A 9,550-nucleotide genomic window follows, 5' to 3' on the forward strand; every position below is an offset into this window, starting at 1 on the left:
TAGCTTGTAGCTTGTAGCTCACCCCGTTCAGCTCCCCCCTTGCAGCTTGAGGCTCTCGAACTGTTGACGGTACTGGTTGGGTGACAGCTCGGTGTGCTGGCGGAAGAGGCGGGCGAAGAAGCTGGCGTCGTCGTAGCCGACTTCGTAGCTGATGGTCTTGATGCTCTTGCGCGTGCCTGACAGCAACCCCTTCGCCGTTTCGATCCGCAGCCGCTGCAGGTAGTGCAGTGGCTTGTCGCCCGTTGCGGTCTGGAAGCGGCGCATGAAATTGCGAATGCTCATGCCGTGCTCTCGGGCGACGTCTTCAAAGCGGAATTTGTCGGCGAAGTGCTCTTCAAGCCAATGCTGGATCTGCAGAATCACCACGTCCTGATGCAGTTTCTGCCCGCCAAAACCGATTCGCCCAGGCGCATACGTGCGGCGCACTTCGTAGAGAATGTCGCGTGCGACGGCCTGGGCGACGTTGGCGCCACAGAAGCGCTCGATCAGGTAGATGTAGAGGTCGCAGGCTGATGTCGTACCGCCTGCGCAATACACATTATCGGCGTCAGTCAGGTGTTTTTCCTGATTGAGCAGCACCTTGGGGTAGCGCTCGGCGAAGGCAGTGAAGAATCGCCAGTAAGTGGTGGCTTCCTTGCCATCAAGCAGCCCGGCCTCGGCCAGCCAATACACACCGGTGGCCTCGCCGCAGAGCACGGCGCCATTGGCGTGTTGCTCGCGCAACCAGGGGAGGATCTGTGGGTAGCGCTGGCACAGGGTTTCAAAATCATCCCAGAAGGCCGGAATGACGATGATATCGCTCTGGCACAGCGCGCCGTCGACCGGCAGGGTGACGTCGCTGAAGCTGCTGACCGGTAGCCCGTCCGGGCTGACCAGGCGCGTTTCGAAGGCCGGTATCAGGCCCTGACCCAATTGTTTGCTGTAGCGCAGGCTGGCCAGATGGAAGAAGTCCTTGGCCTGCATGACGGTCGAGGCAAACATTTTGTCGGTGGTCAGGATGCTGACGCGGCGCAGAAGAGTGGCGTGTTGGATCGGCATAATCTTTATTCTTATATGGGTAAATGGTCAAGCAACGGCTGGATCGTCTTATTTTTTGTCAGGCGTGTCCAGCCTCCTCATGTCTCGTTCGCTCGGAGCGATAGCATGATGGCTTTGTGCTAAGCGCGCAAATATCCGCCAATCCATGCCTCGCAGGCAATAAACAGAACGTGAACAAAAAATCCGGTTGAGGTTATTTGCCCAGTCTGTATAATTCGCCAGCTCTTTGCAGTGGAAGTGATGCGCCGTCTGCCGAAGAATCTTGCCGTATAACGGACGCGCTGACCCGAGCCCCCGATAGCGTCTGTTTCCGGCTGCCTTTGACTTGTCAAAGTACGCACTATTCAGTAAGATCCGCCGTCTAATTTTCAGGGCGGCCCCTGAGGCTATAAAGAATGAAAACTTTTACTGCTAAACCGGAAACAGTTAAGCGCGACTGGTTCGTCGTCGACGCTGCTGGTCAGACCCTGGGTCGTCTGGCCACCGAAATCGCGAGCCGTCTGCGTGGCAAGCACAAACCGGAATACACTCCGCACGTTGACACCGGCGACTACATCGTCGTGATCAATGCCGAGCAGATCCGCGTTACTGGTGCCAAGACCACCGACAAGATCTACTACTCACACTCCGGTTTTCCGGGCGGGATCAAATCGATCAACTTCGAAAAGCTGATCGCCAAAGCTCCTGAGCGCGTGATCGAGACCGCGGTCAAAGGCATGCTGCCTAAGAACCCGCTGGGTCGCGACATGTATCGTAAGCTGAAAGTCTATGCGGGCGCTGTACACCCTCATACTGCTCAGCAGCCCCTAGAACTGAAGTTTTAACGGAATAGTTCATTATGTCGGCGACTCAAAATTACGGCACTGGCCGTCGCAAGACCGCAACCGCACGCGTTTTCCTGCGTCCGGGCACTGGTAACATCTCGATCAACAACCGCTCCCTGGACAATTTCTTCGGCCGCGAGACTGCCCGCATGGTAGTTCGTCAGCCGCTGGAACTGACCGAGACAGTTGAAAAGTTCGACATCTACGTCACCGTAATCGGTGGCGGTGTAAGTGGTCAGGCTGGCGCAATCCGCCACGGTATCACTCGCGCTCTGATGCAGTACGACGAGACCCTGCGCGGCGCTCTGCGTAAAGCAGGCTTCGTGACTCGCGATGCTCGTGAAGTTGAACGTAAGAAAGTCGGTCTGCGTAAAGCGCGTAAGCGTCCGCAGTACTCGAAGCGTTAATTCGCTCTTCGTTCCAGAAAGAACGTCCACCTCCTCACGGGGTTGGGCGTTTTTTTATGGGCGCATTTTTACGGCTTGAGCTGTCGTTCAGACAGGCATTTTGGGTGCATTTCGCAAGATTTATAGGCTTTTTGCGCAAGATTGCAGAATTTACAAGCGTAAATGAGCTATCTTGTCGCCCGCGACGAACACCTGTCCTGTTGCGTTCATTATCGGATGTGCCCCCTGAGGGTGCGTTCGTTCGTCTGTCCGATAAATTTTACAAGCGAGGAGGACCGCCATGGGCGTGACCAACCGGTTGGCCTGTTACTCCGACCCCGCCGACCACTATTCCCATCGCGTGCGCATCGTGCTCGCGGAGAAAGGTGTCAGCGCCGAGATCATTGAGGTTGTGGCGGGTCGTCATCCGCCGCAGCTTATCGAAGTCAATCCGTATGGCAGCGTGCCTACCCTGGTCGATCGCGACCTGGCGCTGTACGAGTCCACGGTGGTGATGGAATACCTGGATGAGCGTTATCCGCATCCGCCCTTATTGCCTGTCTATCCAGTCACCCGTGCCAACAGCCGTCTGCTGATCCATCGGATCCAGCGTGACTGGTGTGGCCTTGTGGACCTGATTCTGGATACTCGCAGTAAAGAGCCTGCCCGTGTTCAGGCGCGCAAGGAGCTGCGTGAAAGCCTGACCGGGGTTTCGCCGTTGTTCGCGGAAAAAGCTTTTTTCATGAGCGACGAGCTAAGTCTTGTTGACTGCTGTCTACTCCCAATACTCTGGCGTTTGCCGATTTTGGGTATTGAATTGCCGCGGCCTGCCAAGCCGTTGCTTGATTATATGGAGCGTCAATTTGCGCGTGAGGCTTTTCAGGCAAGTCTGTCTGCCGCCGAACGTGAAATGCGCTAAGGCTTAAGGAGCCGTTAATGAACTCCAGTCGCCCTTATCTTGTTCGCGCTCTTTATGAGTGGATCGTCGATAACGATTGCACCCCGCATGTGCTGGTCAATGCGGAATACCCATCGGTGCAGGTCCCTCAGGGCTTTGCCAATGATGGGCAGATTGTCCTGAACGTTTCGCCAAGCGCAGTGCGTCATCTGCACATGGATAACGATGCGGTCAGCTTTGAAGGCCGCTTCGGCGGTGTGCCGCACACACTGTACGTGCCTGTGGCTGCCATCCTGGGCATTTATGCCCGTGAGAATGGTCAGGGTATGGTGTTCGACCTGGAGCCTTCCCTTGAGGAGGGTGAAGAGATCGAGACCGAAGATGACACGCCGCCACCCGACAGCGAGCCACCGCGCCCAAGCGGCAGGCCAAGCCTGAAGGTCGTGAAGTAAAACATGCACAATAAAAAAGGCGATCCCTGGATCGCCTTTTTTACGTCTGCCCATTGGCCGTCAGTCGATGTATTCGAACAGTTTGACGATCTTCTGCACGCCCGAGACGCTCTGCACCAGGTTGGTGGCGCGATTGGCTTCGTCCTGAGTCACCAGGCCCAGCAGGAACACGATGCCGTTCTCGGTCACGACCTTGATGCGCGAGCCGGGAATCGACGCGTCGGCGATCATCTGGCTTTTGATCTTGGTCGTCAGCCAGGCATCGTTGTTACGCGCCAGCAGGGATGACGGTGCCATGACCTGCAGCTCGTTGTTGACCTTCTTGACGCGCTGGACCGAAGCGGCGGCCTGCTCGGCGATTGCCTTGAGGTCGGCGCGTGGCGTCTGGCCTGCGAGCAGGACGATGCCGTTGAAGCTGGTCACGACAATGTGCGAGCCGTCGGCAAGGTCAGGGTTGGCCTTGGAGATGTTGACGGCTGCCTTGGTTTCGATCAGTGAGTCATCGATCTTGCTGCCGAAGGTGCGGGTGCCGCGATCATCTTCGATCGGCTTGTCGCGAGCGGCCGTCAGCACAGAACTGCATCCGGTGACGCTCAGGCACAGTGTCAGAACCAGTAGGCTAAGACGATTAGGGGTCATTCTTCACTCCCGAACAGTTGGCTGTCGATCAAATCGCAAAGGCAATGGATCGTCAGCAGATGGACTTCTTGTATGCGTGCCGTGACGTTGGCCGGTACGCGGATCTCCACGTCCTCGGGCAATAGCAGCGAAGCCATGCCGCCACCGTCGCGTCCCGTCAATGCTACGACAATCATTTCGCGATCATGTGCGGCCTGGATGGCCTGAATAATATTCGCCGAGTTGCCGCTGGTGGAAATCGCCAGCAGCACATCGCCTGGTTGGCCCAGTGCGCGGATCTGTTTGGAGAAGATTTCGTTGTAGCTGTAGTCGTTGGCGATCGAGGTGATCGTCGAGCTGTCGGTAGTCAGCGCAATGGCCGGCAGGCTGGGCCGTTCGCGCTCGAAGCGATTGAGCATTTCCGAGGAAAAGTGCTGTGCATCGCCAGCCGATCCGCCGTTGCCGCACGCAAGCATTTTGCCTTCGTTGAGCAGGGCATTGACCATGACCTGGCTGGCTTGCTCGATAAAGGGTGCAAGGACTTCCATCGCCTGTTGCTTGGTGTCGATGCTGGCCTGGAACAGCCGGCGAATTCGGGATTGCATGTCCATCAATGTGACCTTAATTAGAGCGTACGGCGGCGGGACGGATGCGCCGGGTTCTCCCGGAAGCTATCCGGCACACAAGGTGTGCAGCCGGCAAAACAAATAGCGAAATCGGTAGGGCACAAGCCTGTTGCTGGTGATGACGGCGACAGGGCTGCAAGGCCCTTGCGCGAGGTCAGCTGTCAAAAGCGCTTTTGATCCAGTTCAGCGGTACGGTGCTGCCATCAAAGCTGCCAGGGCTGCCTTCAATGGCGATCACGTCGAAACGGCACGGATAATCGGCCCAGCATGATACCTGTTGCAGAAAAAGCTGTGCGGCGGTGACGAGTTTCCCTTGCTTGCGAAAATCGACACTTTCCACCGCGCCACCCCATCCGCAATGGCGTCGGTAGCGAACTTCGACGAATACTACTGTATCGCCGTCAAGCATGACCAGATCAAGCTCGCCGCGTTTGCATAACCAGTTCTGTTCAATGAGGCGCAGCCCCTGTTGTTGCAGAAACTGCAGGGCGAAGGCTTCGGCCTCGCGCCCTGCTTGCTGGCGGGTGCTGCGTGGTATCAAGGTGCGGTGTCCGGCAGGCGCTGGATCTTGCCATCAACGAACTCGGCCCAAGGCAACTGACGCTCGACGCGACGGCCCGGATTGATGCTCAGGCTGCCCGACAGGCCGTCAATGCGGCTGTCAGGCATCGCCTTGAGCTGGGCAAGGCGTGGCGCCAGGCGATAGGCGTCGATGCCCATTGCGTAGAGTCGGCCGAGGCTGCCGGCGGCCTGTGGCCATTGGGCAGTGACCTGCTGGCGAAGTGGGTCTTCGGCATTCAGCAGCCAAGGGGTTTCGCAGAAGCGTACGCCATTGAGGTCCATGTACTGCGCATGGTCATTGCTGTTGGTGAACAGGTGCGAGGTGGCGTAGACCGGAACGTCGCCAGCGTACTGGAAGACCATGGTCGGCTTGATCTGCTGCGCCTGCTGCGGGGTGGCGGCGAGGAACATGAAGTCGATGTCCTGGCGACGGCTTGGCTGGGCGGCGACCTGGGTGCCGGCAGTGCTTTGCAGGCGCTGGGCGCGGCCTTCGCTGTTACGCAGCTGGAACAGGTCGGCGACCTGTTGCGCCAGCTCCACAGGTTGATCAACGTGCTCGGCGGCGATCAGCGTGCCGCCCTTGGCCTGCCAGCTCTTGCGGAAGGCATCCAGAACGCGGTCGCCCCATTCGCCTTTCGGAACCATGGCGACAGCGCTGCGCTTGCCGTCTGCCCAGGCGCGACGTGCCACTTCGCGGGCTTCGTCTTCTGCGGCCAGGCCGAACTGATACAGCTGCGCAGGGCCTTCGGTGCTGGTGTCGCTGTAATTGAGTGCCAGGGTGGTGATCGGCAGTTGCTGACGGCTGTTCAGCTGTTTGACGAGATTCTTTTCCAGTGGGCCGACCACCAGCTGTGCGCCAGCAGCCTGGGCCTGACGGTAGAACTCATCCATCGAGGTCACGCGCGAGCTGTCGAACACTTGAATGGCAGGGGGATTTTGCCCTGCCTGCTGCGCCTGAAAGTGCGCGGCCATGAAGCCGTCGCGCAACGCCTTGGCCACTGAGGCCAGTTGCCCATCCTGTGGCAGCAGCAGGGCGATTTTGGTGATCGGCTCGCTGGTCAGGGCGCGCAGTTGTGCAAGGGCGGTAGGCAATTGCAGTGCGGCAGGATGTTTCGGGTTCTGGGCTTTCCAGTTATCGATGGCAGCCTGTTGTTGCTCAAGCGTACCGGCACCTTTGATCGAGCGAGCCAGATTCAGCCAGCCGCCCATGTCGTCGGTCGCTGTGCTTTGCAACTGATCGGCCGGAAGGGCGGAAACCAGTGTCCAGATCGCATCGTTGTTGGCGCTTGCATCTGCGCCCTGCAACAGCGGACCTGCGTAAACCCGCTCATGAACCGCTGCCAGCGCCTGACCATCGGCTTCCAGCGCACGCGCCTTGACCATGTGGGTACGCACCTGCTGCTCGACCGACAGTTCGCCCAGGCGCTGCATGCTTGGGTGATTCAGGGCGGTCAACGCTGCCTTGGGTTGATTGCGGCCCATCGCCAGTTCGGCGGACAGTGTGCTGGCAAAAACCTGCAGGCCTGGCTTGAGTTGATCGAGCTGCACCTGCCCGAGGATCTGCGCAGCGCGTCCTGCATCGTTCTGGCGGTTGGCCAGGTCGGCAGCACTCAAGCGCAGCGTAGCGGCCTGCTCGGGTGTTTTGGCGTTGGCGGCCTGATCAAGCAGTTGCTCGATGCTGGCGTCAGGGGTTCGAGGCAGCTCGCCAAGACTGGACGAGGGCGAGCTTGCACACGCTGCGAGAAGGGCAGCGAGGCAGAGGGCAGAGAGCAGCCGCAGACAAGCGATCATTGGTATGTTCCTGAAACTCGAGCGAATTAGCGGGGAATTGTACCCAAGCACTGGCCGGGGTGCGACGTCGAAGGTGTTTAAAGCCGTGATATTGGTCGCGTTAAGGTCATCTGCAGGCCAAATCGTTCAATTGGAGAGGGTCGCGATGTTTCGCTGTGCCGGGTAATCATGTTTTTATCCCTTTTTCATTGCCATCCCTGATGCGCGAACCGTTGACCCGGCCGCAGCCTGTACAATGCGTTTTTTCAAACATCAGCTTTAACATAAGAGGTCTGCGTTTTGACTGTTCCGGTTGTTTCGAATTCCACTCCGGGCTCGCTTTATGTCGTTGCGACCCCTATCGGCAATCTGGACGATATGAGCGTGCGAGCGCTGAAGGTATTGCGTGAAGTCGCATTGATAGCTGCGGAGGATACCCGTCACTCGGCGCGCCTGATGCAACACTTCGGCATATCGACTCCACTGGCCGCCTGTCACGAGCATAACGAACGCGATGAGGGTAGCCGGTTCATCACCCGTCTGCTGGCCGGAGACGACATCGCGCTGATTTCCGATGCGGGCACGCCGCTGATTTCCGATCCCGGTTATCACCTGGTGCGTCAGGCACGTGCCGCCGGTGTGCCGGTTGTCCCGGTGCCGGGCGCGTGCGCGTTGATCGCAGCGCTGTCTGCCGCAGGGCTGCCTTCGGATCGATTTATCTTCGAGGGGTTTCTTCCCGCCAAGGCAGTGGGGCGCAGGGCAAAGCTTGAGTTGGTGAAAGAAGAGCCGCGCACGCTGATCTACTATGAGGCGCCGCACCGCATCCTGGAATGCCTGCAGGACATGGAGCTGGTGTTCGGTGCGGACCGTCATGCGTTACTGGCGCGTGAAATAACCAAAACTTTCGAAACCCTCAAGGGTCTGCCTTTGGGTGAGCTTCGGGCATTTGTAGAGGCCGACAGCAATCAGCAGCGTGGCGAGTGTGTGGTGCTGGTGGCTGGCTGGACGCAGCCCGAAGACGAAGACGTTATTGGTGCCGAGGCGCGCCGGATTCTGGATCTGCTGCTTGAAGAGATGCCACTCAAGCGTGCCGCAGCGCTGGCTGCCGAGATAACCGGGGTGCGCAAGAACCTGCTGTATCAGGTGGCGCTGGAGAAGCAGAAGGGCTGAGAAGTCTGTATTGCAAAGGCTCGGGCAGGCTTTGCATGCTATTAAAGCTTGTTCTTGATGGCGTGTGCCGCTAACCTTGTCGGCGGAGAGTCGATTGGACAGTCGCTGCCTTTTGTTGTTCCGCAACAAGGGGGGGAGGAAAGTCCGGGCTCCATAGGGCGGAGTGCCAGGTAACACCTGGGAGGCGCGAGCCTACGGAAAGTGCCACAGAAAATAACCGCCTAAGCACTTCGGTGCCGGTAAGGGTGAAAAGGTGCGGTAAGAGCGCACCGCACGTCTGGCAACAGTTCGTGGCAAGGTAAACCCCACTCGGAGCAAGACCAAATAGGGTTCCTAGGCGTGGCCCGCGCTGGAACCGGGTAGGTTGCTAAAGACGTCCAGTGATGGCCGTCGTAGAGGAATGACTGTCCTCGACAGAACCCGGCTTACAGATCGACTCTCCACCTTTTTTCTACCTCTCGTTTCAAGCAGCAAAACCCTCTCGTAATACCAAAAAAATCTTAAACCTCATAAATCACATTAACTTTGAATCGCAACGATTTGAGTCGCGTGGGATTTATCCGTCAGAACCTTCCTGAAATTATCCTTTTGTACTCGATACCGCTTCTAAATCTCCGAAATGTAAGGGTTTTCCTTAAGACCGTGCCTTGACGGTGTGGTGGGCGCGTTCCTATAGTGTGCGTAAGTGGCAGAAAGTGGCGCGAAGTGGGTTTTTTCAGCGCAAAAAGCTAATATTCGGAGAATGCGCCTGTGTTCCGTGGTGCCAATGCGATCAATCTCGATGCAAAGGGCCGTCTCGCTATGCCGAGTCGGTACCGTGACGAGTTGGATTCGCGTAGCGCCGGGCAAATGATCGTGACTATCGATGCTGTTGACCCATGCCTGTGTCTGTATCCGCTGTCCGAATGGGAGCTGATAGAAGCAAAACTTCGTGATCTGGCGACGTTCCGTGAAGAGAACCGTCGTCTGCAACGGCTGTTGATTGGTAATGCTGTCGATCTGGAACTGGACGGCAGTGGGCGTTTTCTGGTGCCGCCACGCCTGCGCGAATACGCAAGGCTGGACAAGCGCGTAATGCTGGTGGGCCAACTCAACAAGTTTCAACTGTGGGACGAGGACGCCTGGAATGCTCTTGCTGATGCTGACCTGGCTGCCATTCAAAAACCTGGCGCGATGCCCGACGAATTACGTGATCTGATCCTGTGAC

General features: G+C 57.9%; 11 protein-coding genes and 1 other RNA gene. 7 read left to right on the forward strand and 5 right to left on the reverse strand.

What is annotated here, in order from left to right; translation table 11 throughout:
• Positions 1–27: 27 nt before the first annotated feature.
• Complete coding sequence (locus QRN38_RS21475; RefSeq protein WP_161797771.1) at positions 28–939, reverse strand: GlxA family transcriptional regulator; 912 nt, start codon at positions 937–939, stop codon at positions 28–30.
• 494 nt (positions 940–1,433) lie between these two features.
• Here QRN38_RS21475 and rplM point away from each other — a divergent pair, with 494 nt between their 5' ends.
• From rplM to QRN38_RS21495, 4 genes are all read left to right on the forward strand, one after another.
• Entirely contained in the window at positions 1,434–1,862 is a 429-nt protein-coding gene (gene rplM / locus QRN38_RS21480; protein ID WP_003377605.1) for a 50S ribosomal protein L13, read from the forward strand.
• A 14-nt stretch (positions 1,863–1,876) separates the two neighbouring features.
• The gene (rpsI, locus tag QRN38_RS21485) at positions 1,877–2,269 is read left to right on the forward strand and encodes a 30S ribosomal protein S9 (RefSeq protein WP_002555064.1); all 393 of its coding nucleotides are present in this window, start codon (positions 1,877–1,879) and stop codon (positions 2,267–2,269) included.
• Positions 2,270–2,549: 280 nt separating this feature from the next.
• On the forward strand, positions 2,550–3,167 hold the full coding sequence (locus QRN38_RS21490) for a glutathione S-transferase N-terminal domain-containing protein (RefSeq protein WP_005766548.1): 618 nt from the start codon (positions 2,550–2,552) through the stop codon (positions 3,165–3,167).
• A 17-nt stretch (positions 3,168–3,184) separates the two neighbouring features.
• Positions 3,185–3,598, forward strand: a complete 414-nt coding sequence (locus tag QRN38_RS21495) for a ClpXP protease specificity-enhancing factor (RefSeq protein ID WP_003377610.1) — start codon at positions 3,185–3,187, stop codon at positions 3,596–3,598.
• A gap of 60 nt (positions 3,599–3,658) precedes the next feature.
• Here QRN38_RS21495 and QRN38_RS21500 read toward each other — a convergent pair whose 3' ends face one another.
• The 4 genes from QRN38_RS21500 to QRN38_RS21515 form a co-directional block, all read right to left on the reverse strand.
• Complete coding sequence (locus tag QRN38_RS21500; RefSeq protein ID WP_005766550.1) at positions 3,659–4,237, reverse strand: BON domain-containing protein; 579 nt, start codon at positions 4,235–4,237, stop codon at positions 3,659–3,661.
• Complete coding sequence (locus QRN38_RS21505) at positions 4,234–4,827, reverse strand: phosphoheptose isomerase (RefSeq protein WP_005620308.1); 594 nt, start codon at positions 4,825–4,827, stop codon at positions 4,234–4,236. Before QRN38_RS21505 ends, QRN38_RS21500 begins: the two co-directional genes overlap by 4 nt.
• Positions 4,828–4,996: 169 nt before the next feature.
• Positions 4,997–5,383 (reverse strand): YraN family protein, encoded by a 387-nt coding sequence (locus tag QRN38_RS21510; RefSeq protein WP_005766552.1) that lies wholly within the window; start codon positions 5,381–5,383, stop codon positions 4,997–4,999.
• Entirely contained in the window at positions 5,380–7,194 is a 1,815-nt protein-coding gene (locus tag QRN38_RS21515; RefSeq protein WP_005766553.1) for a penicillin-binding protein activator, read from the reverse strand. Before QRN38_RS21515 ends, QRN38_RS21510 begins: the two co-directional genes overlap by 4 nt.
• A gap of 279 nt (positions 7,195–7,473) precedes the next feature.
• Here QRN38_RS21515 and rsmI point away from each other — a divergent pair, with 279 nt between their 5' ends.
• The 3 genes from rsmI to mraZ all read left to right on the forward strand — a co-directional run bounded on the left by rsmI (position 7,474) and on the right by mraZ (position 9,549).
• Positions 7,474–8,343, forward strand: coding sequence for a 16S rRNA (cytidine(1402)-2'-O)-methyltransferase (gene rsmI, locus QRN38_RS21520; protein ID WP_007243679.1), 870 nt, complete (start codon positions 7,474–7,476; stop codon positions 8,341–8,343).
• Positions 8,344–8,429: 86 nt separating this feature from the next.
• Positions 8,430–8,787, forward strand: an RNA gene (rnpB, locus tag QRN38_RS21525) — RNase P RNA component class A.
• Between the two features lie 306 nt (positions 8,788–9,093).
• Positions 9,094–9,549: a division/cell wall cluster transcriptional repressor MraZ gene (gene mraZ / locus QRN38_RS21530; protein WP_005620303.1), complete on the forward strand. Its 456-nt coding sequence runs from the start codon at positions 9,094–9,096 to the stop codon at positions 9,547–9,549.
• Position 9,550 lies beyond the last annotated feature (1 nt).

The sequence above is a fragment of the Pseudomonas sp. CFBP2511 genome (assembly GCF_030209255.1).
GTDB lineage: Bacteria > Pseudomonadota > Gammaproteobacteria > Pseudomonadales > Pseudomonadaceae > Aquipseudomonas > Aquipseudomonas avellanae.